Raw genomic sequence first — 25,316 nt, 5'->3', positions numbered from 1 at the left:
ATTCCTACTTTAAGTCTTTTAATACTTCTTTTATGATACGTTCTAATAGCTTAAAGTCCTCTGTTTTTTCTTTGTCTTCATTAGTACTTATAACCACATTTGAGTCATCTACTGATCTTTTAAATTCATCAACTTTACGAACTGCATAACCAATTTTACGTATATATAGTAAATTCATAGGTGAAACATTATCTGATGTCATACCCTTGCCTGCAGATCCACTCCCTAAAGTCATTGAAGGGAATAAATTTGTAGTAGCTCCCATACTTCCAAAAGTTCCTGAAGTATTAACAAGTACTCTACCAACCGGCTTTTTTAATGCAAATTGCTGAATAACATCTTCATCCTTTGAATGTATAACTAATGTATGTCCATGTCGCTCACTTAGTAATAATTCTATACATTTCTCACAAGCATGCATCCAATCATTTTCTACATAAAAGGCTAGTACAGGACTAAGCTTTTCTCTTGAATAAGGATTTGATTTCGAAACATACTTTTGCTCTGAAATAAGAATCCTAACATCTTCATCAACGCTGAACCCAGCTCTTTTAGCTAGAAATTGTGGTGACTTACCAACCATCTCAAAATCAAGGCTTCCATCTCTAAAAAAGAATAGTTTACCTAAGCTTTCTGACTCTTCTTTAGTCATAAAGTACCCACCATTTTTTTGTAGTTCCCTTTTTACTTCTGTTTCAATGCAACTATCAACAACGATTGATTGCTCTGCTGCAGAAACAACACCGTAATCAAAGCTCTTACTTTCAATAATATCTTTAACCGCAGTACTTATATCAGCTGTACGCTCTATAAACGCTGGGCCATTTCCATTACCTCCATAGATTACTGGCTTTCCAGATTTGTAGGCTTCATCAAGCATTTCTGGTACACCGGTATTCATTATAAGTGAAGTATCTTTATGATTCATAAGTTCTAATGACCCATTTTTCATAACTGTATGCAAATATGCAAGAGCGCCTTCTGGAAGTCCAGCTTCCTTTGCAGCTCTAATTAGAATATCCATTGTTTTAAAAGTGGTATTCTTTGCTCTTGGATGAGGTGAAAATATAATTGCATTTCCTGATTTAATTGCAATTAAAGCTTTATATATAGTTGTGGAAACGGGACTTGTTGCTGGACAAAAGGCTATAATAACACCCATTGGTACTCCAACATCCTTTGTCATGTTTTCTTTATCATCACTTATAATCCCTACACAATTCATACCTTTAAGCCTATTTTTTAGATCCTTACACACAAAATGATTTTTGATATATTTATCTTCCCATCTTCCATATTCGGTTTCCTCATTAGACATTTTTGCAAGTTCATTTAAATGTTTTCTAATTTCCTCAGTCATACATTCAACTATCTCATCAAGTTTTGCTTGTGGGAATGTTGCTAATCTTTTTTGTGCCTCACGAGCATTTTCAACAAGAATTCTCGCTTCTTGCATGGAGAGTAAATCATTATCAATAATATTCATATTCTCTCTCCCTTTCCTTCTAACCATTATATTTTTTATTCTGCTACAAGACTTGAAAGCTCATAACGTTTTATTATCTTTTCAATATCTTGATGTGGTCTTGGGATAACCATTGAACTATAAACATTTGCACCTTCCATAGCTTCAACAGCTGCAACGCCGGCATCTACTGCCGCTTTGCAGGCACCAACATCTCCACGAACTAATACAGTTATATAACCTGATGCAACGTTTGCATATCCTTCAAGTTCAACATTTGATGCTTTACACATCGCATCTGCTGCCTCTAAAGCAAAAACTAAACCAAAAGTTTCAACTAGTCCTAAAGCTTCATAACTTGCCATCTGTATTCATTCCTCCTATATTCTATAAATCAATATCGTGTACTGAAACAATATCGCCAACTTGTCTTATAGGACGTGGCATAACATTGTGTGCTGTTAATGTTCCAATTGATGCTGCTGCTTTAGCTCCTGCTTCTACTGCAGATTTTACTGCGCCTACATCACCTTTTACCATAATTGTTACAAGAGTAGAACCAATATTTTCATATGAGATTAATTCTACATTAGCTGCTTTAAGCATTTGGTCTGCAGCATGAAGTGCAGGAACTAATCCTATTGTTTCTACAAGACCTAGGGCCTCATTTCCATAATATCTCACTTATAAATCCTCCTTCATGATCTTAGCTCATGTATATTTGTGTTTATATGTATTCTTTTGTTTATAAGTATTCTAGTAAATGTCTTAATCTAATAAATGCAAATGATATACAACTAATCTCTAATGTATTTATTAATTGTAGCGGCGCCCTCTTCATGTGCATAATAATAAACTCTTAATTGTCCATTTTTATTTAAATCTATTCTTGTTTCTTCTATAAGTCCATTTGCTTCTGCTGTCATTAGAGCATTAATTACTGAATCTCTTTTTAGGGCTTTAAAGTCGCCATAGTCACCTTTTAAAGCTTCTATAACATCATCAGCGCAGGCTTCTTCAACTTTAGTGAAGTGTTTTAAGATTGCATAATTAAGTGGTTTCATCTATTTAAACCTCCTCTTTCTTTTTTCTAAACAAATCAAGCGGATTCATAGATATTGTAACTATACCAAACATCATTACTACAGCTCCCATCCAAGCAACAGGAGGTAATGACCATCCATCTATTCCACCATATACTCCTAATACTAGTAAGCAGAATAATGGTCCAAAGAAAGAATATGTACCGTTACATGCAGTTCCAAGTCCCGCTCCACACATACTGTTTGCAGCATACCATGTCATAAATGTTAAAAATGTTAAAAGACCGCTTAATGCAAACCAAATCATTGCAGGACCACTTGTAAATGCTTGAATTGCAAGATTTGTAGAAATATTTACTCCGCCAGCCATCATTCCTAAAACAGGAACTAGTATAAATAAGTTTGCTATACCTGATGTTACTTGACGAATACAAATACCGATTTCAGGATCAATCATAGCTGTACCATATCCAGCAACGCAGCCTTCAAATCCCCATCCTAAAGCGGCAATAACAGCTATTCCTAAACCTAAAAGTAAAGTAGGTGAAGTTTCTCCTGTAAATCCTGTACTACCAATTAAGAAACTTGCGCCTACGCATATAACGATTCCAACTGCCATACGTTTATTTAATTCTTGTTTATATAAAACTTTTCCTAATATAGCAGCTATTGCAGGGCAAAGTGCTGATATTGGAACAACTATGGAACCTGCCATCTGTATAGATATAACATAAGCTGTACTAGCTATAGGTCCACCAATAAGTGCGGCCAAGATCATAATACGTCCTGGGCGAGTATTTATACATCTTAAAAAGTCTTTAAACTTTCCTTTAACTCCAGCATAGGAAAGAGCCCACACAGCGCTACAGACATCATTAATTGCATTTCCAAGTGCTGCAATTAAATAAACTACAACAAATGCTGACAACCCTTTTGTATTAGCACCATACCAGTCCCCCCAAACTCCTTTAGTCATACCCATTGTTAAAAACGCTGTGTATAATCCATAGGAAACTCCTGAAAATAAAGCTAGAGATATACCTCTTTTAAAGAAACTACTTTGTAAATTCTTTCTTGCAACAACAGCTTTTGTACTTGCCGTTTGTGAAACTTCAGCCATAAAATAAAACTCCCTTCAATAAAAATAATTTATATATTAATTGATAAAATATATACTGTATACAAACTTCCCTTAATAGAAATGTTTTTTAATAATTATATTACTTCGTGATTGTTATACTTTTTGCACTCTGCTCTTAAACTTTGTTAATAACTTTTCAATTCATATCTACAAGTTAAATTATAATCCCTTCCCCATGGGTCAATGTCAATAAATATTTCTCTAAACATTTAAACAAATCTTATTTTCTAAAAATCCACCATGAATCCCTATACTTTAAAGCAAAATCACAATCACCATCTATACAGCTTGTACCAACACATATGCCCTATATATAATTAACCCTAAGCTTCATAAAACAAAAAAAAGATATAATTTAATTCTAATTATATCCTTTAATAAAATAACCATTCTCATGAAAAACGTTATGGATTTCGCAGTATTTTCCTTATAGTCTTTAGATACTCTACCCTACGGTCAACGTTTTCACTGTCTTAAATTTAACTTTTGCCTTTAATTTTAATTAAAATCTCTGTTACAAATTTATCTATATTGTTAGTTGTCCAATAATCTGTTACATATCTTTCATAGGATTCCTCACTACATATATACCCATGACTTTTTGCCCATTCATCCATTTTTATGTATGTATCATTAATTTTCTCATATGAGCCTATATGGTAACAAGTAACTGCCATCCACCCACCAAAGTCTATACTTAACTCTTCTTTGCATTTCAAAATAGCTTGTTGCATTATACATATCTTATTGCATCTTCCATTAATCTTATCTTTAATAGATGGGAAGTGTATAATTACAGGGCCTGTTATTGCATTTTCTATACTTTCAATATAATTAGTAAATTCTATATTAATTATAGACTCCATATAATCATATTCAAAATCTTGATTTAAAAATGTTAAATTGCGATTATTTATATACTTTACAGCTACGTCACAAGCATTATTTTCGATTACCATCTCTGCCTCTACTATTAAGTCGCGCCAGTCTTTAACTGACCTTTTCTTTAGATTTATTTCCTTTTCAAGTGCATTTAACTCTTCAATTTTATTTTCAAAACTTTTTCCAAAGTAATCATATGTTGTACCTTTTAAGAATTCTCTCATTTCCTCAAGTTTAAATCCACTTTGCTTATAATATTTTATAATTGGAACAGATAACAAATTCTTCTTACTATAATATCTGTAACCACTTTCATCACATACCTTATCTGGAGACAATATTCCCATTTTGTCGTAATATCTTAAAGCTTTTGTTGTAAGTTTGCATATTTCCCCAACTTTCCCTATAGAATAAAACTCTTTACTCATACTAAGCCCCCTCGTGATAATATTAACTTATATTTTATGTTTAAAGTCATTCCTCAAATATTAATTATATATCAATTTTATAAAAACTTCAAAAAAACAGCTTCAAAATGCATAATTTTACATTTTGAAGCCTTCTTATTTATTAAATACTTATATATTTAACCTTTATTCTGTAAATTTTTCTAAAAGTATTAATAAATCTTCTTTAGTTGTTTCTCTAGGGTTTGTAGCTGTACAAATATCATTTATAGCCGCATTAACAATTTCTTCTCTCGATGCCTTTGCTAACTCCATATCTGAACCTTGTTCTTTTAATGTTTTTGGAATCATTAATGTAGTTTGAAGGTTCACAATAGCCCTAATTAAATTATTAACTCCAATGTACACATTAGGCGCACGTAAATTTAATAACTTTGCAAGTCTTTGATATTTTTTAGCTGCTAGATTATATTCAACTTTTAAAGTATCTTTACTTAAATTAGCATTATACTCAATTATATGAGGTAGTATCATTGCATTACTTCTTCCGTGAGAAATATGAAGTTTTCCTCCTACAACATGAGCTAAACTATGAGTGATTCCAAGTCCTGCTGCATTAAATGCCATACCTGCAAGGCATGATGCATTATGAAGTTTTTCCCTTGCTACTAGATCATTTCCATCAAGATACGCTTTTGGTAAGAATCTAAAAGCTAAAGTTACAGCCTTTTCTGCCATAGCATCTGAAAAGTCAGTAGCTGTATTTGAAACATAAGCTTCTATAGCATGTGTAATTACATCCATTCCCGTATCAGCAGTTATGCCTTTTGGAACAGTTTTTACTAATGCTGGATCTAGTATCGCAAAGTCTGGAAGAAGCGATTTATCTGCAAGAGCGCATTTTAATCCTTCTTGTTTATTTGTAATTACTGCATATTCAGTTACCTCAGAACCTGTACCGCTTGTAGTAGGTATAGCATAAAACTCTTCTATAGAAGAAACCCCTCCACTAACCTTTTTAGCATATTCTCTAATAGCCTTTGCTCCATCAATTGATGAACCGCCACCTAAAGCTATAAGGATTTCAGCCCCGAAGCTTTGTAACTTTTGAATACCAGCTGCCACAATCTCTAAAGATGGATCAGGCACAATATCACTATATATATAAGTTTCACAATCAACAAGTTTTCCTTGTATCATAGACGCAACGCCTGAAGTTTCCATAAATTTATCACATACAATTAATACCTTCTTATTTTTCACTTCATTCAATCTATCTAAAGAACCCTCTCCAAAATAGACCTTTGTGTTAATACTAAATTCTTTCATATTCATGTCCTCCTATTTTCAAAACATTTAAGACATAAATGAATCTAGTTATTCCATAATTTAAAACCGAGTTTAAAATAAAATTATAACAATCAAATCACGTTTAATATTATATCAACATTATCTTAATAATACAACTATTGACTCAAGTAAAACAAATCCAATCCACAATATTCATAACCTTATATTTAAATTTCTTCTTTCTTTCTTCTAAGTAAATCAAGTGGATTCATAGATATTGTAAGTATACCAAACATCATCACTATAGCTCCAACCCAGGCAACTGAAGGTAATGCCCATCCATCCATTCCGCCATATACACCTAGTAGTAATAAGCAGAATAACGGTCCAAAAAATGAATAAGTACCATTGCATGCACTACCAAGTCCAGCTCCGCACATACTATTTGCAGCATACCAACTCATAAATGTTATAAATGATAAAAGACCACTTAAAAGAAACCAAATCATTGCAGGGCCACTTGTAAATGCTTGGATAGCAAGATCAAATGAAATATTTACACCCCCGGCCATAAACCCAAATATAGGAACTAATATAAACAAATTTGCTATACCTGATGTTACTTGACGAATACATATTCCTATTTGTGGATCTATCATAGAGGTACCATATCCAGCAACGCAAGCTTCAAATCCCCATCCCAAAGCTGCAATACAGGCTATTCCAATACCTATCGAAGTGGTTTTTGAAGCTCCAACACTAAAGCCTGCACTACCAATTAAAAAGCTGGCACTTACACATATAAGTATTCCCAATGCCATACGTTTACTTAATTTTTGCTTATATAATACCTTTCCCAATATAGCCGCAATTGCAGGACAAAGTGCTGATATCGGAACAGCTATTGAACCAGCCATTTGAATAGCTATAACATAGGCTGTACCAGCTATAGGCCCACCTATAAGTGCTGCAACTATCATCATACGTCCTGGTGGAGTATTAATACATCTAAAAAAATCTTTTAATTTACCTTTAATACCTGCATATGAAAGAGCCCACACAGCGCTACAGACATCATTTATTGCATTCCCGAGTGCTGCAATTAAGTAAACCACAACAAATGTTGATAATCCTTTTGTATTAGCACCATACCAGTCCGCCCAAACCCCCTTAGTCATGCCCATAGTTAAAAATGCAGTATATAACCCATAAGCAAGTCCCGAAGATAAAGCTAGTGTTATACCCTTTTTCAAAAAATTACTCTGTAACCTTTTCTTTGCAGCAACTGCCTGAATATTTACCACCGCTAAAACTTCACTCATAAAATAAAACCACCTTCAATAAAATAATTTATATATTAACTTACTAATAAATATCCTTTACATTGTTATTTCGTTAACATTCAATTTTATAACTTGTTAATAACCTATTAATATCCTGCTGAATATATTATTATAATTAAATTATATTCTATGCCCTATAGGGTAAAGTCAATTAACACTTATTATATCTACAAATATTTTTCTAAATTTTAATAGAAAAACTTAAGAGTTAAGCATTAATTGACTCTATAAAATCCCGTTATAACGGCACTGTCAATACTTTAACAATCAACCTATATATATAAATTTCAAATTTCAAAAGTAATAAATAAAGTTCCATTTTAGCTACATATCCTTAAAAATGAAGCCTATTATTTAATAATTGTATAATTTTCATCCATAATATTCATCCTTTTCCTAACATACCTTCCTCTAAGGTCAACGTTTTCATGTATCTTCTTAAAGAATTCTTTTCTTGAGTCACTTCCACGAATTAATTCATTAAATATCTTTCCACTTCCCCTTCTTCAATGGAAAAGCTTATATTAAATTTATATAAGAACCTCTTATATTCTTTCACTTATATTTTTCTTTGCTCCAAAATAAGTTGCTATAAAATAACCACCATATATAAGGATTAATACAAATAGTGAAATTAACACATTGCTCATTGCTCCTGTGCCCCCAACTAGGCCTATTATTTTCTGGGAAAATTTTAGTCCCACCATAGAATGTATCAATGCCAAGGATAATGGCATTATAAAGTATATTGCTATTTGACTTAACAAAGATTTATTAATTTCATTTTCATCTACACCTATTTTTCTTAACAGGTTATATCTTTCTATATTTTCTGTTGATTCAGATAGCTGTTGAATGGCTAATATTGCCGCTGAAGTTATTAAAAATACTCCGCCAATATAAATACCAAGATAAGATATTATTGCTCCAAAACTTGATGTATTTGCCACTAACTCATCTATTGTAATATAATACAAACTGCCTTTTTCCTTTTGCACTAAAGGGTCTAACTCATCTTTAATTAATTTTTCTATATTGTTATTATTATTATCTTTTTTATAATTTAAGTTTAAGAAAGAACCTACAGGTGTTAACTCTTCTGTGACAGAATCATTAACTATAATAGTACATAAATTACGTTTCATCATATAATCATAAGCGACAACTTCCATTACATTAATTTCACTTGGTTTTAATTTAAATTCATTTATATTTAGTTCCTTATTAGAATCTAAAATCTTATCAAACACCTTTATAGAATCTTTTATATCTGTAAAGATTGCATATTCATTCCTGTCCAATTTAATCGTATCTTTCTTTAGCATCTTCATGATTTCATTAAATTTTGATATTCCTATAACTTGAACTGCCTGATTTGAGCTTACGGGATAATAACTTTTAAGTTTTTCTTTTCCTTCCTCTGATAAAATATCATTATATTTAAAACCACTATTATAATTTGTGTAATTTACATATTCACTAGAATATCTACTTAAATCTACTCCATTTTCCTCTAATACCTTTTCAATATTAGCTCCATTAAAATTCCAACATGTTAAATCATATTGAGTTAAATCTTTTACATCTGCATTCATGGCGCTATTTATACCAAGTCCCCCTGAAAACATACAAATTCCGAAAAATAGCATTAAGCATATAAAAGACATAGATATAAATACTGTGTTTATCTTACTATTTATTTGTCTTAATACAAACATATTTAGCCCTTTTAAATAATGTTTTTTATTAGCTTGAGCAAGCTTTAATAAAAATCCTGATAAAGAAAAGAAAAACAAAAAGGTCCCAACTGTACCTAATAATATACTTATGCCATTTACCTTAAAGTTTAATTCAGCTACTCCACCCTTTAAAGTCATATAGTATGCATATCCAATAATAATGCAGCTTATAATAAATGTTATTACTGAAATCCAAATGTTTCTTATCTTTATTTTTTCATTTTTTCTTGATGATGTTAACAAATCAATAAGGTTAACTTTTCTTATAGTTATTGAATTAAACAATAGTACAATTAAATATATACCACCAAAACAAAGTAAAGTTTTTATCATTGAACTTGATGAAAAAATAAATTTAAACTTAGTAAGGTTTACTTCAAACATTTTTGCTGTTAGCACTGATAATCCTTGTGATAAAAGCACTCCTATACCGAGTCCTATAGCTAAAGATATTATTCCAACTAATAAAGTTTCTATAAAAATTATTTTAGATAAACTTACCTTTTCCATTCCTAGCGTCATATATATTCCAAATTCTTTTTTTCTTCTTTTTATTAAATAATTATTTGCATATATAATCAAAAATCCTAAAACAAAGGATACAAATATAGATGCATAGCCCATTATAGATTCTACTTGTTCAAATGCTACTGCTTGAACTTCATTTAATTCCATCATGATACTTTGAGATTGTATTGAATTAAATGTGTAAAATATACATACTCCAAATACTAATGTTAGAAAATAGATAGTATAATCTTTGAAACTTCTTTTTAGATTCCTAAAAGCTAGCTTAGAATACATTGTTTTGGTCACCTCCAAGAAGGGTTATAACTTCAATTATCTTCTTAAAGAATTCTTTTCTTGAGTCACTTCCACGAATTAATTCATTAAATATCTTTCCATCTTTAATAAATAAAATACGACTGCAATAACTAGCAGAAAATGCGTCATGGGTAACCATCATGATTGTGGCATTTAAACTTTCATTCAAATCTTCTAAGCTTTCTAAAAGCATTTTAGCTGACTTAGAGTCTAACGCTCCTGTAGGCTCATCTGCTAATATTAATGAAGGGCTTGTTATTATTGCTCTTGCAGATGCAACTCTTTGCTTTTGTCCACCTGACATTTCATATGGATACTTATTTAAAACCTCTTCTATATTTAACTTTTTAGCTATATCCTTTACTCTTTTATCTATTTCCTTGTGATCAACTTTTAATATAGTTAAAGCTAAAGCTATATTTTCATAAGCTGTTAGAGTATCTAAAAGATTAAAGTCCTGAAATATAAATCCTAGTTCTTCTCTTCTAAACTTTGATACCTTTTTTGAATTTAATTTTGTAATATCATTTCCAGATATATAAATATGTCCACTAGTTACCTTATCTATTGTTGATATACAGTTTAAAAGGGTAGTTTTTCCACTGCCTGAAGCCCCCATCACACCAACAAATTCTCCTTCTTCAACAGAAAAGCTTATATTATCAATTGCTTTTGTGATATTTCCTTTCCTTCCATAATACTTCTCTATATTACTTACTCTTAACACTTCTCTTTCCATATTATCCTCCTCCTACTAAGTCTTTAGGATAATTGTAAGCCTTATTAATCCCTAGAGCCATAGAACAACATAACAGAAAGCTTACACTTTTGTAATATAACTATATTTAAAGTTATTTTTCAAAAATCATCATTCTATTTATAGGAAAATTTATAGATACTTTAGTTCCAACATTAATTTCTGAAGTTAAACTTATTCCAAGTCCAAGTTTTATAGCTAACTTTTTGCATAGATATAAACCTATGCCAGTGGATTTCCCAAATTTACGGCCCTTTTCTCCTGTATACCCCTTTTCAAAAGCCTTAATTACATCTTTCTCATTCATGCCAGTGGCTGTATCTTCAATGTTCAAAATAATATTTTCTCCTATATTATTTGTATAGAACTTGATTGCACCTTCACTTTTCCCCATATATTTAATGGAATTAGATATTATTTGATTTATAATAAATTCAATCCACTTACTATCCGAATAAACAACTTCCTCTAAATCCTTTACTTCAATTTTTATTTTTCTTTCTATTAATGTGTTAGCGTTTCTTTTTATAACTTTATTAATAGAGTTTTTTAAGTTTAATTCTTTTATTATATAGTCCTTTTCTAAAGCATTACTTCTAGTGTAAAAGAGAGCTTGTTCTATATAATTTTCAACTTTATCTATTTCTTCATCTATGCTTTTTGTAATATTTGATTTATTATTTTCTATAAGTAGCTTACAACTAGATATTGGAGTCTTTACCTCGTGAACCCATAGTTCTATATACTCTCTATATTCATTATTATTTATCTTTAAAGAAGCAATTTCATCGTTCATAGCTTTAGTGGCCTCTTTAATTATGTAATACAAAATCTTGCTATCTAGAAAATTCCCCTGATCTATCACCTCTGAAATCAAATATTTCTTATCTAACCTGTCTAAATTTGAAATTACCTCATTGTAATACTTTCTTTTATTAAAATAGTCATATACATGAAATATGGATATTCCAATAAGATTAAGTATAAAAATAAAAAAGATAGCATAAGAGTCTACCCCTAGAGCAGCTAGTAATATTGAACTAAATATTAGTATAGATAAACTTATAATTATAAATAATATTCTTTCTTTAATGAAATCCATTAATTCCATATTAATATATACCCTTGACCTCTCTTAGTTTTTAAATAATCTATTACGCCTATTTCTTGTAGCTTTTTTCTTAATCTATTTATATTTACTGTTAATGTATTATCATCAACAAATTCATCTGACTGCCATAAAGCTTCTATTATTTCATTCCTAGATACTATCTTTTCCTTATTTTTTATTAAAACATATAATATCTTACTTTCATTTTTGCTAAGTTCTATTTTATTATTATTATATTCCACTTCACTTATGGATAAGTTGTGTAAAAGTCCTTTGTATTCCAATATCTCTGAATCAGAATCACTATAGGTTCTTCTTATTATAGAAGATATTCTAGCTAAAAGTATTTGAGTATTATAAGGCTTTGTTATAAAGTCATCTGCCCCTAAATTCATGCTCATAAGCTCATCTACTTCACTATCCCTGCTTGTTACAACTATTATTGGCACAGAACTTCTTCTTCTTATTTCCCTGCAAATATAATAACCATCATAGTAAGGAAGATTAATATCTAATAAAATTAAATGATATTTTTCTTTCATAACTTCTTCTACTATGTTTTCAAAATTTAAAGAATAACTAGTTTCATACCCATATCTATTTAAAAATGTGCTTAGTTCCTTCCTAATCTTCTCCTCATCCTCTATAATAAAAATTTTCTTTGTGTCCATATTACCCTCCTAATAAATAAACCTATTATCTTCTTGTTTTGCATCTTATTAAAGTATATAGCAAAATTTTATATAACAACATAGCTTACATATTTAGATACATCACTTCCAAAGAACATAAACTTTGATAAATACTCTCTAGCCTTACCTTCAAGTATCATAAACACTAAAGCTTATATTTTCAAGAACTAGAGTGGCATCTAGATACTTCTTTAAGTTATTAAAAGATAATTCCATCATAATAAATTCCTCTTTTCTTTCTTTACTTTTTTTATTCTTTACCTTTTTCGCCAAACTCTATTATTATAAAAATGTATTCGCACAACAAAAAGACCATAAGAAGATTTCTCCTCTTACAGTCTAAAACACAAAATTACTCTATTTAATTAAGATAAAACTAGAAATTATTAAAAATTTTAAGTAGGTATCCTTTAAGGTAGTGCTCACTGTAAGTTAAACTTAATATTAACTAACTTAAAGCTAACATCATATTAAGCTTCAAAACACTATACTACCACTATATAAATCATTAAACCTTTTCATCTTATTAAATATAAATATTTTAGTAACGTAAGTTATCTTCTAAATTGCTAATTCTATAAAAGAGTGCAACAAATACACCCTCCACATATATGTGAAAGTAATACTCTAATAGAACAGATTATTAATTTTTAGGTGAAATCAATATCTTGTTTAGCAACTAGCTGGTTTCATAACTTACATTCCTCCTTAATATATTCTTTGGCTATTGTACCATATAAAGTAATATAAGCAAATATGGTAATGTAAAATGTTTGTACCTGGTAATTTTCTGAACCTCAGAGGTGCTCTAGGTTTCAGATGGAGATGTATTCCTTATAAGCAAATTCCACCTGTGTCTAAGAATCACTTGATATATGGCAAATCCTAAAATAGCTCCTGAAACATTTAGTATAATATCATCAATATCGCAGCTTCCTAAATAGAACTGTACCTGGGTTATTTCAATTGATAAGCTTAGTATAAATGATACAAAAAATATATGTTTAATCTTTTTACATTTCTTAAATAGTATGGGTAATAAAAACCCTAGGGGACTAAATGCAAAAATATTTCCTAGTATATTTTTTACACATGTAGTTAAAGGCTCATTCCCACCTAAATAATATAATATTGTTTTAAAAGGAATGAAATTTATAGCTGATATTTTTTCAATGAAAGATCTATGTATATTAGGTATTGTAATTTTTAATGGGTTTATACCTTTTAAGACAATTACATTAATAAGAATAAATAAATATAAGATAAATAACAACCAAATAAATAATTTCAAAACTTTAAATGTATTCTTTTTCATTATTTTACTCCAATCTTTAAATTAGCAATATGCTCCTGATATTAAACGAAAAATAAAATTATATTAACACTTAAATTGTACATTAATTAACAATCACATTCAATAATAAAAACTATTACAACAAAAGGATTTCCATCTGCCAATGTATTATACAAATCTGATTTAATGTGCTATATCATACCTCATTCTATTTATAATTATATAATTTTCTATGTTCACTTATAGCATATCTATCCGTCATTCCCGAAATATAATCACATATTGTTCTAGTCAAGCCATTAATATAATTACTTTCTCTAAATCTATTATTATGATCTACTTGCAACTTATTTCTTAATTTCCCTACTGATATTTTACCGTTTACTTTATACTCATCCAATCCACCCTCTGACATTAAGTTTATATACAAACTAATAATTGTCTTATCGGGAAGTTGTTGTGGATTATCGATATATGCTTTAAATAATTCTTTTATAATATGATTGCCTACTCCATCCATTCTTTGCGCCTTAAATGAATTTAATACTCTATCTCGTAAAAACTTTTTAAAGTTTTTATCTTCTCGTTTAACTTTTGGAGAAAAATTAATTAACTGATTTAAACAGTTTTTATTACTTAAATTAACGATTTTTATTTTATTATTATAAAAATTTTCATTTGTCTTAATATCCAATGATTCCTTTAATGATTCTAATCTTTCTTGACTACTTCTAATAACATCACTAGTAAGAGTATTGACAATAATCGCTGAGTACTCTCTTAATTGAATTGATTTAGATTTATTCTTCAATTCTTCCAATCTCTTCTTATCCTCGTCAATAATACAATCTTTAAAACTATTTTTAATTTCATCCACTAATTCATCTATAAGAATTAAATTATACTCTAACCCATCTTCAATATCATGATGCCTTTGTGCTATTTCATCAGCTATATTAACTACCTCTGCTTCAACTGACCAACATTCATCAAATTTTGTATGTTGAACAATATCATTCAAATCGTTTTCATAAAATTCTAGTGACATAATTCCACTTGAATTACATGATTTTTCTTCATGAATTAAATTACATCTACTTTTATCTTTATCATTACAATAATAACTACATGTTTCATATTGTTTTTTACTATGATTTAAAATTCCCCAAAGAGTATGGTCTGTCAAATTTAATGATTCCTCTTCTAGTTTCGTTACAACCCTAATGCTTTGCCAATTATGTTTGAATCCTTTTCATATATATCATATTTTTCTCTTTCATTTATTATATTTAAAACGGGTTTAGTATTTTTAAGTATTTTTAATATATCTAAATCTAAATATTCATCAAATAAATATAAATTATTAATTAAGTTTTTGTCATTAACTAAAAATTCGTATTCAAATCGTTCATTCACATCTTGTACAGTTGGTAATTTTACTGTTAAATAATATTTATTATCTATTTCTCTCATTCGTAATGATATCTTCTTCTTTAAAAGCTTAAAATCATTAGTATCATAATAAATGTCCATTTGTGTAACCTTAGTTTTATTAGAAATTTTATATTTATCAGTCTCTTCTAATGAAATAATTATATCTTCTTTTAGTTCTTTAGGTATTAAATATTTGCTTTCTATTTCAATATGATTTCTGCTATTATAAGAATCCATTATTTGCTTTAGTTCATTTTTAAATAATTCTAGCTGTTCATAAGGTATTAAATTATACAATATATCATAGCTTATAAAGTGAATTCTTTTTTCTTTTCGTACATTTACTAAATTAGATATTTGTGATATATCTGATACAATCCCATTAGTTGATATTATCCAAATATTTTCTTTGTTATTTTTATACATAACATTTTTTATATCTTTTTCTAACCAAAAATATTCTTTTTCCATATCCTTAACCCTGTAATTGTATTTATTTAAAAGCTTAACTAAGTTCAATTTAAACTTATCTACATATCCAAATCCATTATCCATAATTTCTACCCTTTTGTATTTCTTTCTATACAAAATTGCTGCACACAATTCTTTTAAAACATTATCTTCAACTTTATATAAACTTTTAAATAAAGAAATCATCATATAATCATCTAATTCTATATAATCTTTGATATTCATTTCTTCTTTCTTTAATATTGGTATTAATTCTTTTGGAACTATCCCTGTTAACTCTCCTAAATTATATAATTCTTCTATTCTCATAAATATTTTTTCTATTATCAACTCCATTTCACACTTATTATCATGAAAGTATATGCTTTCATGCATTTGAAATCTTGATAGCAAATATGCTTCAATATCAGGCAAATATTTATCACCTATACAAACATAAAGATTTTCTTTGTAAATAGTAATTCCCATTGATTTTATTATTCTTGATATATCTATATTCCCAAATTTCACTCCTGAATTCAATGAATCACGTAATAAATAATCAAGTCTATCTGCATCCAATTGACTGCTAATTAATGAAGACATCACAAAAAACAAATCTATTTTTTGATCCCTATTCCCCTTAAACCCTTTACTTTTAATTAGTCTTTCTTTATTAATTAATTCTACTAAATCATTAGGGAAGTCATTGTCAAAATTACTCTTTAATATCTTATTTATTAAAGCTTCTTCTTACAATATTATCTTCTTTGTCCATTCTTCATGACTATCCTTTGATATTCCTTCAAAAGCATGTGAAAATGGTCCATGTCCAATATCATGAAGTAGTGCTATAGCTAAGCATAAATTCTTATCCCTATCTCCAATTACTATATTTACCTCATTAAACACTTCTTCAAAATGATCAATAATTAACTTCATCACATGAAATGTTCCAATAGAATGAGAAAATCTAGTATGTTCTGCTGAAGGAAAAACTAAATTTGCTACTGATAACTGATGAATTCTTCTAAGCCTTTGAAATTCAGGTGTTTCAATTAAGTCTAAAAACTTTTGTTCTATAAAGATATCTCCATGAACACTATCTCTTATTATTTTACCATTTAACATATCATAATACTCCTTACTTAATATAATGTGTTTTAAAACTATTCTTATATCTTATTCAACCTGTCATATAAATCATATTAACCACTTGTATAATATTCCACAAGAATATTATCTTTCCTCTTCTTTCACAAAATTAAACATTAGATACTATTCTTACCTACCGCTTTGTTTTCTTATTTTCATTAATTTATTTAAAGATACAATAAATAATCAGGGTATCTTTAAGTACATCTATTGGATGAGTGGTTAACAATTACCTAACATCATACTTAATCAATATATCAATCACTCCACCTTGCTAGACTAAATGCCTTCTTCACATTTATATGATTACTTTAAATCTCCTCACCCGTGTACTTAAGTGAAACAAGATACCCTCTTACCAATAGCTCAAATCATGATTCTTTTAGTTCACCGCATAATATTTAGCTTGAGCATTCCACATTTCGCTGTATAACTTACCCTCTTTTAATAAGCTCTCGTGATTGCCACGTTCAACAATTTCTCCCATGTCAAGTACAATAATATCAGAGCAAAATCTACAACTACTCATTCTATGTGATATATAAACACAAGTTTTATCACCTACTAATAAGTCAAATCTTTGATATATATCATATTCACTTAAGGGATCAAGAGCTGCTGTTGGTTCATCTAAAATTACTAATGCGGCATCCTTGTAAAGTGCTCTTGCAATTGCTATTTTTTGCTTTTCTCCACCACTAAACTTTTCACTTTTGCCACTGCTTCCAATTGCACTTATCATTGTAACTTCATTAATGTTTTCATAAATCTTATCCTCAAAATCATTTAAACCACTTTTATTTAAACAACGTTTTACTTTATTTTGGTCATAATCTATGGAGCTTGCTACATTTTCTCCTAAACTAAAAGAAAATAATCCAAAGTCTTGAAACACCACTGAAAATAATGATAAATATTCGTCATAATTATATTTTCTTATGTCCACTCCATTTAAGGTTATCCTTCCCTTTGTAGGTTCATAAAGTCTACATAATAGCTTTATAAATGTACTTTTGCCTGCCCCATTTGGTCCTATAAGACCAACCTTTTCATGAAGATTTAATTCACAGTAAATATCCTTTAATACATAATCATTGTTATATTGATACTTAAACCATACATGTTCAAAACAAAACTTATATTCATGATCACTTCTCTTTTCAATAGGAATTGATCCTGTTTCAAATTTATTTTCTAAATCTAAAAACTCCATAAGTTTATTCATGTATACCATTATTTCCGAAATATCTTCATTAACCGAAACCATATTAAGAATAGCTTCATTCATTTTAATAATTGCCTGGCTATATTTTAAAAAGCTCGAAAGACTTATAGCATTTGCTAATACCTTCAAAGTAACCGCTCCATAAGATAACACCGTAATAAGTGCACTTGAAAAAGCCTGTACAACAGAGCTTATATTCGAAAATGTACATTCTCTTTTATAATTCTTTCTTATTAATTTACTTGTTTTGTTAAAAGTATCGGCTACTAAATCTTCCGCATCATAGGATTGGACCATTTTAACCATATCCTCATCCCTAATCATTCTAGCTAAATAAGCAAATCTCTTTTCACTATCCAGCTTCACTTCGAATAATTCACTTATTTTATTTTGTGCCCACTTTACAACCTTCCCCATGACACCGCTTATTAAAATAATTATTATTAAGATAAACATAATTGAAAACAAAGGACTCGTAATAGTATTTAACCATGTATAATTAGATTTTCCATCACTAATACATAATTTCAAAGTTAAGGCTATGGCAAATATAAAAGAAATAACATTTTGCAAAAGCTTTGCATAATCTTTTAAAAGAGTTGCATAATTACCCTTATATCTTAGTGCCATAAAAGCGCTTGTGAAATCTTTTATAACATTACCATCTTCAACACTTGCATAATCAAGCTTTAAGGGTTTTTCATGAATCATACTTTCAATTTTCATAGAAAGAGCTGTTGATCGTACGTTAACCAATTTATTAAGGTACTCAGATAAAATTCCAAAACCACAAGTCATCACCGCCATTATTATTGAGTATTTAAATGCAACTTTGTATTGTTTATTTATAAGCTCATTTAATATAGGAGCACTAAAGGCTATGGATATAAATGGAACCAAACCTGCTACAAAAGCACTCACTATAATAAGGGGCCCCATAGAATGATCTAAGGAGTGAAATCTCTTCATTATTTTAAAGGTATCTTTATGCAATTTACCTATCTTCATATTACTTCCTCCTGATAATAATGAGCTTGTGCTAAAAACATTTCTCTATATGGTCCCTCTTCCCTAACTATCTTTTCATGGCTACCATCCTGCTTTATCTTACCTTTTTCAAGAAAAATAACTCTATCACAAAATTGTGTAGAACTTAATCTATGTGAAATAAAAAGTGAGGTCTTTCCCTTTGTAAATTCATTATATTTTAAATACATATCTGCTTCGGCTAAAGGATCTAATGCAGCTGTTGGCTCATCTAAAATTAAAACCTCAGCATTTTTATAAAGGGCCCTTGCCAGCATTAATTTTTGATACTGTCCCCCGGAAAACTCCACACCATTTTCATCTAGGTTCTTAGTTAAAATAGTTTTTTCTTTTGAAACTAAGTTTTGTACCGTTTCATAGAAACTAGCGCCTTTTAAGCTCTTATTTATTAATGCTTCATCACTATATTTTTCTAATTTACAAGATATGTTTTGCACAATGCTTTCTGGAAATACCTTGATGTCCTGAAATACAATACCAGTAAGTTTTAATACTTCCGTTGGATTAACTTTTGAAATATCCACACCATTAATAAGTATTCTTCCTGACTTTGGCTTATAAAGCCCACTCATAAGTTTCACTAAAGTAGTTTTTCCAGCTCCATTTGCACCTACAAGAGCTATCTTTTCGCCACCCTCAATGGTTAAGTTTAAATTTTCAAATAAAGGGATACCCCCCTCATAAGAAAAACTAACATTTTCAAAAACATAGGTATAGTTTTTAGACTTTGGTATTGTTAATTCATATTTACCTTCTCCAATTTCCTCTCTTAAAAGGAATGTCCTTAAATTATCTACAATAATAATATTTTCTGTAAAGCTAGCATAATGCTGAAATATATTCTTAATCCATACATTTAAACCACCAATTATCCCAAGATATAAAACAAAATCACTTATGGATAAACCCTTTGTAACCCTATACACTAAGTACCCATAGCAAATAACATCTCTAAATAATACTGCTAAAAGTCCAATTCCTTGTGCCTTAAAATTATTAACTTCTCTTTTATTATTATAAAACATGATTTTTTAACGTAAAAATCTAAATTTATCAGAAAACCATTTTTGCATTTTATAAATTCTTACATCCTTGCCTATCTTATCATCCAAGCACTTTCTGTATAAATAATAATTTTCATAAACAAGAGAATTCTTCTCATCTTGATGATTTAAAATCCATTTTCTATTTTTCACATCTTTAATAACTCTAAAAGAACCTGTTACAATTAGCACTATCATAATAAGCGGATGTAGTCTAGCAGATACAAATGCAAATATTATCAAAGAACATAAATCCACTACTAAATTTAATAGGCTTCGAGTAACCTCTTCAACCCCAATTTCATTACCTACCCCAATAGCTTCGTAGGCCTTTTCAAAATCTTTCTTTCCCTTACTACTTTCAATATATTCATAAGGCAGTTTCAAGAATTTAAGAAAAAGATGTGGCATTTCAAGTATTCTATATAAAAATAAGCTAGCATTTAATTTTTGATAACAATAGTTTTCAAAGGTACAGGAAAGTGCATAACTACTTACCATGACCATTATAATAAAAAGCGCCTTTAAAGGATCTCCCTTCTCTTCTAATATAAAAATAGCATTACTAGTTAAAAAAATCACAAAAATACAATTCAATGTTTTAAGTACTATATATAACATGGCATAAATAGGACCTAGTACACCTTCTTCTTTTCTCCACCTATTTAAATAAAACTTCGTGTTTTTAATTTTAGTCCCCATAAAATCACCTCAATATAATAGTATCATCTTTTAATTTATATAAAAAAAGCTGACGTGAATTGTCAGTTTTCCTACGTGAATTGTACATATTAAAATGGTATTGTAATCTCACTTGCAAATATCCCAGGTTCATTTTGCAAATTAAGGAACCCATTATATTTATCAACTAAAAGCTGAACCCTTTTCATTCCAAAACCATGCTCACCACGTTTATTTGAAATATAATTTCTTGCATTAAAATCTAAGTTTTCCTTAGAACTATTTTGTATTGATATATAAAATTGTGATCCATAAACATCTGCATAAATTCTAATAAAGCGTCCTTCTACTGGCACTTGAATGCAAGCCTCGATAGCATTTTCAAGAAGATTACTAACCATTACACATAAGTCCACATCATTTATCTTCAAATCCTCTGGTAAAACAGCTTTAAAATCTACCTCTATGTTATTGCGTTTCATAATACTTATTTTACTATTTAAAATTGCATCCATCATGACATTTCCCGATTTTACCAAGTTATCTACTGCATCTAAATCCTTCTCAACCTTAAAAAGATATTCATCCAACTCCTTAAGTTCATTCATGGATAAATAAGCCTTCATGGTTTGCAGATGATTATGATAATCATGTCTCCAACCCCTCATATTCATGTAAATATCCTTTATTTCCGCATACTGATGAGAAAGTAATTTTCTTTGGAAAAGCTCCATATTTCTATAACTTTCACTTTCCTTTGAAGATGCATATTGATCAAAGGCTATAACCATCATAACTATAGCAATTAAAAGACTATTAGAAGCTTCAACAAAAATCATAGACAAAGACATGAGTATTAAAGGAACAAAGGTTCTTTTAGTAACATTTTTATGAAACAATAAGATTATCCATAAACATATAAATGCAAATATTATCCCTCCGCCTACATATGGCTTGTACAGGACAATAAAGATATAAGATAAAACAAGTGGTACAAACCATCTTAGCTGTTCAATAAACACATCATTATTATAAAAAATTAAATATGTAGATATTATTAAACCCTGAAAGCCATAAATTAAAAAATTATAATACCAGTAATCCATATTCAAAAATACAATTATCTCTTTTGTTATACCACATAAGACCATGAGAACTATTCCGATAACGTAAATCCTAATATTTTTATCTAGATTTGTATTTCTAGCAAAACTATAAATTAATAAAAACAATAATAAACTTCGGATAAACATTAATGATATACCTTCCTTCTATAAGCTAAATAAGCCATCATGAGTTCTTCCCACATACCTCTAGCAATTGGAATTTCAGTAGCGTTGTTCATTAAAACCTCCGTCTTTTCTATCTTCTCGATCATACCTAAATTGATAATATAGCATCTATGGACTTTAAAAAAACTTTCCTTTGAAAGCTCTTCTACCCACTCCCTAAGTTTTGTATTTGAAACATAACTCCCCTTATTTATATGTAAAATAGTACTATGATTTGAGCTCTCAATATAATAAATATCATTTTCGTAGAGATTAATAATCCCATCTTTAGTCTTAACTATTAAAGATTTCTCAACTGAACTTAGCTTCTTAATAATTTTATTCATGAGTTTATATACACTCTCCATTTTTATAGGTTTAAGAATATATCCACAAGCATCTACATTGTACCCCTCAAAAACATAATCTTTTATTCCTGTAATAAAAGCTAAAGGTATATTTTTATCTCTTTGTCTAATAATTTCAGCAAGGGCGTAACCATTCATAGTTTTAAGTTGAATATCCAATAGCACTGCATCCACTTTTTCTTCTTCAAAAGCAAATAAAAAGGCCTCAGCACTACCAAAAACTCTCAGCGATAATACTATTCCATAGTCTTTTGATGCACCTTTAAGCATTGCAGCCAAATAATCCTGATGAATCTTTTCATCCTCAACAATTGCTATTTTCATGCCCTCACCCCTCTTTGGAACTTATGTTATAATTATACCATAACTCCACCTAAACAATGTCCTCCTATAATTTACTGGGACCCTTTGATACTAGATGATAAAAAAAGCACTTCATTAAGTTTTATTTTAATGAAGTGCTTGTATTTTGTAATTTACTGGGACCCTGGGATGCTTATTTAAAAACTGTAATATCTTTTGCATCCAATCTTACAGACTCATGTGCTGTATAATCCGACTTTCCTATAGCAATAATCATAACAGGCACATATCTTTCGGGATCAAGTCCAAAGGCTTCTGCAAGTTTATCTTCCTCAAATCCACCTATAGGATTAGTGTCATATCCATGTTGTCTTGCAACCAGCATAAGCTGCATTGCAGCAAGACTTGAATCTATTTTTACAATATCATTCATTTTTTCCTTTGGTGCATTTTTATATCCTGGCATAAAGAAATCCATTAATTCCTTTTTGACATCTTTAGTCATCAAACCTTTTTCTACGGCAGAGCCATAAATTTCTTCTGCCTTTTCATAGCATTTCATATCTCCAAAAATAAGTATCATAGCAGAAGAAGTATCATTCTGTCTTGTATTAAATCTGATTAAAGGACGTAGTTTTTCTTTACCTTCTTTTGATTCAACTACTACAAACCTCCATGGCTGCATATTTACTGATGAGGGTGCTTTTGTTGCTTCCGTTATCATTTCAAGCATCTCTTCATTACTTATTTTCACATCTTTATCAAATACCTTAGCTGAATGCCTGTTAAAAGTTATATCTTTAAAATCATTATTTTTCATTTGAATCTCCACCTTTTATAATTTCTTTTCTATATTTTCAAGTACATCAATAAGTTTTTCAATTTCCTCCTGCTTAAATGGAACAGGAAGCTCACACTGGTTTTTGCTTTGTTTTTCTTCACATTCGACAAGTTCAGACCTTGCATAATCAGTAAGTGAAACAATCACTTCTCTTCCATTTTCTTTATTCCTTTTTCTTTCAACATGGCCTTTCTCTTCTAAAATCTTGAGATGCCTTGTAACCGCTGCAGGATCTATTTCAAGATAACCAGCTATTTTAGTCTGTAGACTATCTCCATTGTCCCTAAGGTATATTAAAATCTCATACCTTGTAAGACTAAATCCTGTACTACTTTCAAATTCCTTGGTAAGTTTCTGTTCAACGCTTCTTAATTTCTGAAGCATATTGCTAAATGCTTTTAATTTCATATTCCTTAAATCCCCTAATATCCTTTCATAATAAAGACTAATTTATTCTTTAATTTATTCTTTAATTAATCCTTTCAATTCCCTATTCATCCAATCTGATTCTTTAAAAACCGATCTACCTATTCCTACAAGATCGCATACATTTCTATCAAGGATATCCATAACATCTGTGCCTTTTTTCACTCCTCCTGTTAAAATTACAGGAATATTCACTGCTTCAAAAATAGGTTTAGATATTACATCAAAATATCCAGGTCTTGTATCCTTTATAGTATAAAAGCACATACCTCCTGAAATATCAAGAACATTAACTCCCGCTTTTTCAAACTCCATAGCAGCAATTACAGAATCCTCCTTTGAAAGTCCTCCTTCCATAAAGTCTCCTGCTCCCATTCTTAAAAATATAGGGAAATCTTCTCCAAGTTTTACTCTTATTCCTTTGATAATATCAAGGTGTAATTTTATTCTTCCATAAATATTTCCACCGTATTCATCTTCTCTTTTGTTAGTAAGAGGAGATAAAAACTGATCCAATAAATAAGCATGCGCTGAATGTAATTCTACTCCATCAAATCCTGCTTCCTTTGCTCTTTCAGCTGCATCTATAAATTTATCTTTCAAATCTTTTATCTGACTTTTATTAAGTTCCACTGGCATATCAGTGCTTTTACTTGCGGGATTTAAAATAGCAGATGGAGCAACAGGATCCATTCCAGTAACATCTTTTTTTGCAGCACTTCCTGCATGGGATATCTGTAATACTGCCAAAGAATTATTATCCTTAATTACTTTTGCTAAACTTCTCATACCCTCAATATCCGAATCATCTGATGTTGATGTCTGATTATTATGAGCTTTCCCTCTTTCATCTACATAACTGTGCTCAACTATAACTGCAGAAAAAAGCTTGCAAGACGTTTTCTCCTCATAATAATTTAAGATTTCATTTGTAATATGTCCTTTATCATCCGCTTTTGCTGTAGCCATTGGTGGCATCACTACTCTATTTTTAAATTCTATATTATTGGATATAATTTTATCTTTAATATTCATAATAGATCTCCTTCTCACTTGACTAATCAATCATTGATGCCTCAAGTA

At 29.6% G+C, this 25,316-nt stretch carries 24 protein-coding genes; all 24 read right to left on the bottom strand.

All coding sequences use genetic code 11. The features are described from left to right. Positions 1 to 4: 4 nt before the first annotated feature. On the bottom strand, positions 5 to 1,486 hold the full coding sequence (locus tag DY168_RS04090) for an aldehyde dehydrogenase family protein (RefSeq protein ID WP_115640605.1): 1,482 nt from the start codon (positions 1,484 to 1,486) through the stop codon (positions 5 to 7). Positions 1,487 to 1,521: 35 nt separating this feature from the next. Beyond that, positions 1,522 to 1,830 carry a BMC domain-containing protein gene (locus DY168_RS04085; RefSeq protein WP_115640604.1) on the bottom strand — a complete coding sequence of 103 codons (309 nt, stop codon included), beginning with the start codon at positions 1,828 to 1,830 and terminating at the stop codon, positions 1,522 to 1,524. A 22-nt stretch (positions 1,831 to 1,852) separates the two neighbouring features. Further along, positions 1,853 to 2,149 carry a BMC domain-containing protein gene (locus tag DY168_RS04080; protein ID WP_029452604.1) on the bottom strand — a complete coding sequence of 99 codons (297 nt, stop codon included), beginning with the start codon at positions 2,147 to 2,149 and terminating at the stop codon, positions 1,853 to 1,855. A 113-nt stretch (positions 2,150 to 2,262) separates the two neighbouring features. Continuing rightward, positions 2,263 to 2,529 carry a hypothetical protein gene (locus DY168_RS04075; protein ID WP_029452603.1) on the bottom strand — a complete coding sequence of 89 codons (267 nt, stop codon included), beginning with the start codon at positions 2,527 to 2,529 and terminating at the stop codon, positions 2,263 to 2,265. Between the two features lie 4 nt (positions 2,530 to 2,533). Beyond that, positions 2,534 to 3,628 carry a hypothetical protein gene (locus DY168_RS04070; protein ID WP_115640603.1) on the bottom strand — a complete coding sequence of 365 codons (1,095 nt, stop codon included), beginning with the start codon at positions 3,626 to 3,628 and terminating at the stop codon, positions 2,534 to 2,536. Between the two features lie 500 nt (positions 3,629 to 4,128). After that, entirely contained in the window at positions 4,129 to 4,959 is an 831-nt protein-coding gene (locus DY168_RS04065; RefSeq protein WP_115640602.1) for a MerR family transcriptional regulator, read from the bottom strand. Between the two features lie 165 nt (positions 4,960 to 5,124). Further along, a complete protein-coding gene (locus DY168_RS04060; RefSeq protein ID WP_115640601.1) occupies positions 5,125 to 6,267 on the bottom strand; it encodes a 1-propanol dehydrogenase PduQ in 1,143 nt (380 codons plus the stop codon). A 188-nt stretch (positions 6,268 to 6,455) separates the two neighbouring features. Then, positions 6,456 to 7,550 (bottom strand): hypothetical protein, encoded by a 1,095-nt coding sequence (locus DY168_RS04055; RefSeq protein WP_115640600.1) that lies wholly within the window; start codon positions 7,548 to 7,550, stop codon positions 6,456 to 6,458. Between the two features lie 566 nt (positions 7,551 to 8,116). After that, positions 8,117 to 10,114 carry an ABC transporter permease gene (locus tag DY168_RS04050; protein WP_115640599.1) on the bottom strand — a complete coding sequence of 666 codons (1,998 nt, stop codon included), beginning with the start codon at positions 10,112 to 10,114 and terminating at the stop codon, positions 8,117 to 8,119. After that, positions 10,104 to 10,874 (bottom strand): ABC transporter ATP-binding protein, encoded by a 771-nt coding sequence (locus DY168_RS04045; RefSeq protein ID WP_115640598.1) that lies wholly within the window; start codon positions 10,872 to 10,874, stop codon positions 10,104 to 10,106. The genes DY168_RS04050 and DY168_RS04045 overlap by 11 nt, the downstream gene beginning before the upstream one ends. A 112-nt stretch (positions 10,875 to 10,986) precedes the next feature. Further along, positions 10,987 to 12,003 carry a sensor histidine kinase gene (locus DY168_RS04040; protein WP_115640597.1) on the bottom strand — a complete coding sequence of 339 codons (1,017 nt, stop codon included), beginning with the start codon at positions 12,001 to 12,003 and terminating at the stop codon, positions 10,987 to 10,989. After that, positions 11,994 to 12,674: a response regulator transcription factor gene (locus tag DY168_RS04035; RefSeq protein ID WP_115640596.1), complete on the bottom strand. Its 681-nt coding sequence runs from the start codon at positions 12,672 to 12,674 to the stop codon at positions 11,994 to 11,996. The genes DY168_RS04040 and DY168_RS04035 overlap by 10 nt, the downstream gene beginning before the upstream one ends. An 829-nt stretch (positions 12,675 to 13,503) precedes the next feature. Beyond that, a complete protein-coding gene (locus DY168_RS04030) occupies positions 13,504 to 14,010 on the bottom strand; it encodes a VanZ family protein (RefSeq protein ID WP_115640595.1) in 507 nt (168 codons plus the stop codon). 187 nt (positions 14,011 to 14,197) lie between these two features. Further along, positions 14,198 to 15,175: a deoxyguanosinetriphosphate triphosphohydrolase family protein gene (locus DY168_RS04025; RefSeq protein ID WP_115640594.1), complete on the bottom strand. Its 978-nt coding sequence runs from the start codon at positions 15,173 to 15,175 to the stop codon at positions 14,198 to 14,200. A gap of 26 nt (positions 15,176 to 15,201) precedes the next feature. Further along, the gene (locus DY168_RS04020) at positions 15,202 to 16,482 is read right to left on the bottom strand and encodes a CYTH domain-containing protein (protein ID WP_242984152.1); all 1,281 of its coding nucleotides are present in this window, start codon (positions 16,480 to 16,482) and stop codon (positions 15,202 to 15,204) included. A gap of 144 nt (positions 16,483 to 16,626) precedes the next feature. Next, on the bottom strand, positions 16,627 to 17,004 hold the full coding sequence (locus tag DY168_RS04015; protein WP_115640592.1) for an HD domain-containing protein: 378 nt from the start codon (positions 17,002 to 17,004) through the stop codon (positions 16,627 to 16,629). Positions 17,005 to 17,410: 406 nt separating this feature from the next. After that, positions 17,411 to 19,261 carry an ABC transporter ATP-binding protein gene (locus tag DY168_RS04010; RefSeq protein WP_115640591.1) on the bottom strand — a complete coding sequence of 617 codons (1,851 nt, stop codon included), beginning with the start codon at positions 19,259 to 19,261 and terminating at the stop codon, positions 17,411 to 17,413. After that, positions 19,258 to 20,325 carry an ABC transporter ATP-binding protein gene (locus tag DY168_RS04005; protein ID WP_115640590.1) on the bottom strand — a complete coding sequence of 356 codons (1,068 nt, stop codon included), beginning with the start codon at positions 20,323 to 20,325 and terminating at the stop codon, positions 19,258 to 19,260. The genes DY168_RS04010 and DY168_RS04005 overlap by 4 nt, the downstream gene beginning before the upstream one ends. Before the next feature lie 6 nt (positions 20,326 to 20,331). After that, positions 20,332 to 21,045, bottom strand: coding sequence for a hypothetical protein (locus DY168_RS04000; RefSeq protein ID WP_115640589.1), 714 nt, complete (start codon positions 21,043 to 21,045; stop codon positions 20,332 to 20,334). An 89-nt stretch (positions 21,046 to 21,134) separates the two neighbouring features. Continuing rightward, entirely contained in the window at positions 21,135 to 22,277 is a 1,143-nt protein-coding gene (locus DY168_RS14925; protein ID WP_242984051.1) for a sensor histidine kinase, read from the bottom strand. Continuing rightward, complete coding sequence (locus tag DY168_RS03990; protein WP_115640588.1) at positions 22,277 to 22,987, bottom strand: LytR/AlgR family response regulator transcription factor; 711 nt, start codon at positions 22,985 to 22,987, stop codon at positions 22,277 to 22,279. The genes DY168_RS14925 and DY168_RS03990 overlap by 1 nt, the downstream gene beginning before the upstream one ends. 172 nt (positions 22,988 to 23,159) lie before the next feature. Continuing rightward, positions 23,160 to 23,786, bottom strand: a complete 627-nt coding sequence (locus tag DY168_RS03985) for a nitroreductase family protein (protein WP_207658372.1) — start codon at positions 23,784 to 23,786, stop codon at positions 23,160 to 23,162. Positions 23,787 to 23,801: 15 nt separating this feature from the next. Next, entirely contained in the window at positions 23,802 to 24,215 is a 414-nt protein-coding gene (locus tag DY168_RS03980) for a MarR family winged helix-turn-helix transcriptional regulator (RefSeq protein ID WP_115640586.1), read from the bottom strand. Between the two features lie 54 nt (positions 24,216 to 24,269). Next, positions 24,270 to 25,268, bottom strand: coding sequence for an NADH:flavin oxidoreductase (locus DY168_RS03975; RefSeq protein ID WP_115640585.1), 999 nt, complete (start codon positions 25,266 to 25,268; stop codon positions 24,270 to 24,272). Between the last annotated feature and the right edge of the window lie 48 nt (positions 25,269 to 25,316).

The organism is Clostridium putrefaciens, assembly GCF_900461105.1.
GTDB classification, from domain to species: domain Bacteria; phylum Bacillota; class Clostridia; order Clostridiales; family Clostridiaceae; genus Clostridium_L; species Clostridium_L putrefaciens.
This window is presented reverse-complemented; position numbering and strand designations above follow the sequence as displayed.

What these genes read in the sequence shown, in the direction of transcription:
- DY168_RS03980 (WP_115640586.1), bottom strand. Translation starts at nt 24,215, where the DNA reads ATGAAATTAAAAGCATTTAGCAATATGCTTCAGAAATTAAGAAGCGTT.
- DY168_RS04030 (WP_115640595.1), bottom strand. Translation starts at nt 14,010, where the DNA reads ATGAAAAAGAATACATTTAAAGTTTTGAAATTATTTATTTGGTTGTTA.
- DY168_RS14925 (WP_242984051.1), bottom strand. Translation starts at nt 22,277, where the DNA reads ATGTTTATCCGAAGTTTATTATTGTTTTTATTAATTTATAGTTTTGCT.
- DY168_RS04015 (WP_115640592.1), bottom strand. Translation starts at nt 17,004, where the DNA reads ATGTTAAATGGTAAAATAATAAGAGATAGTGTTCATGGAGATATCTTT.
- DY168_RS04055 (WP_115640600.1), bottom strand. Translation starts at nt 7,550, where the DNA reads ATGAGTGAAGTTTTAGCGGTGGTAAATATTCAGGCAGTTGCTGCAAAG.
- DY168_RS04045 (WP_115640598.1), bottom strand. Translation starts at nt 10,874, where the DNA reads ATGGAAAGAGAAGTGTTAAGAGTAAGTAATATAGAGAAGTATTATGGA.
- DY168_RS04000 (WP_115640589.1), bottom strand. Translation starts at nt 21,045, where the DNA reads ATGGGGACTAAAATTAAAAACACGAAGTTTTATTTAAATAGGTGGAGA.
- DY168_RS04090 (WP_115640605.1), bottom strand. Translation starts at nt 1,486, where the DNA reads ATGAATATTATTGATAATGATTTACTCTCCATGCAAGAAGCGAGAATT.
- DY168_RS04050 (WP_115640599.1), bottom strand. Translation starts at nt 10,114, where the DNA reads ATGTATTCTAAGCTAGCTTTTAGGAATCTAAAAAGAAGTTTCAAAGAT.
- DY168_RS03985 (WP_207658372.1), bottom strand. Translation starts at nt 23,786, where the DNA reads ATGAAAAATAATGATTTTAAAGATATAACTTTTAACAGGCATTCAGCT.
- DY168_RS04040 (WP_115640597.1), bottom strand. Translation starts at nt 12,003, where the DNA reads ATGGAATTAATGGATTTCATTAAAGAAAGAATATTATTTATAATTATA.
- DY168_RS04060 (WP_115640601.1), bottom strand. Translation starts at nt 6,267, where the DNA reads ATGAAAGAATTTAGTATTAACACAAAGGTCTATTTTGGAGAGGGTTCT.
- DY168_RS04075 (WP_029452603.1), bottom strand. Translation starts at nt 2,529, where the DNA reads ATGAAACCACTTAATTATGCAATCTTAAAACACTTCACTAAAGTTGAA.
- DY168_RS04085 (WP_115640604.1), bottom strand. Translation starts at nt 1,830, where the DNA reads ATGGCAAGTTATGAAGCTTTAGGACTAGTTGAAACTTTTGGTTTAGTT.
- DY168_RS03975 (WP_115640585.1), bottom strand. Translation starts at nt 25,268, where the DNA reads ATGAATATTAAAGATAAAATTATATCCAATAATATAGAATTTAAAAAT.
- DY168_RS04010 (WP_115640591.1), bottom strand. Translation starts at nt 19,261, where the DNA reads ATGAAGATAGGTAAATTGCATAAAGATACCTTTAAAATAATGAAGAGA.
- DY168_RS03990 (WP_115640588.1), bottom strand. Translation starts at nt 22,987, where the DNA reads ATGAAAATAGCAATTGTTGAGGATGAAAAGATTCATCAGGATTATTTG.
- DY168_RS04065 (WP_115640602.1), bottom strand. Translation starts at nt 4,959, where the DNA reads ATGAGTAAAGAGTTTTATTCTATAGGGAAAGTTGGGGAAATATGCAAA.
- DY168_RS04005 (WP_115640590.1), bottom strand. Translation starts at nt 20,325, where the DNA reads ATGTTTTATAATAATAAAAGAGAAGTTAATAATTTTAAGGCACAAGGA.
- DY168_RS04035 (WP_115640596.1), bottom strand. Translation starts at nt 12,674, where the DNA reads ATGGACACAAAGAAAATTTTTATTATAGAGGATGAGGAGAAGATTAGG.
- DY168_RS04070 (WP_115640603.1), bottom strand. Translation starts at nt 3,628, where the DNA reads ATGGCTGAAGTTTCACAAACGGCAAGTACAAAAGCTGTTGTTGCAAGA.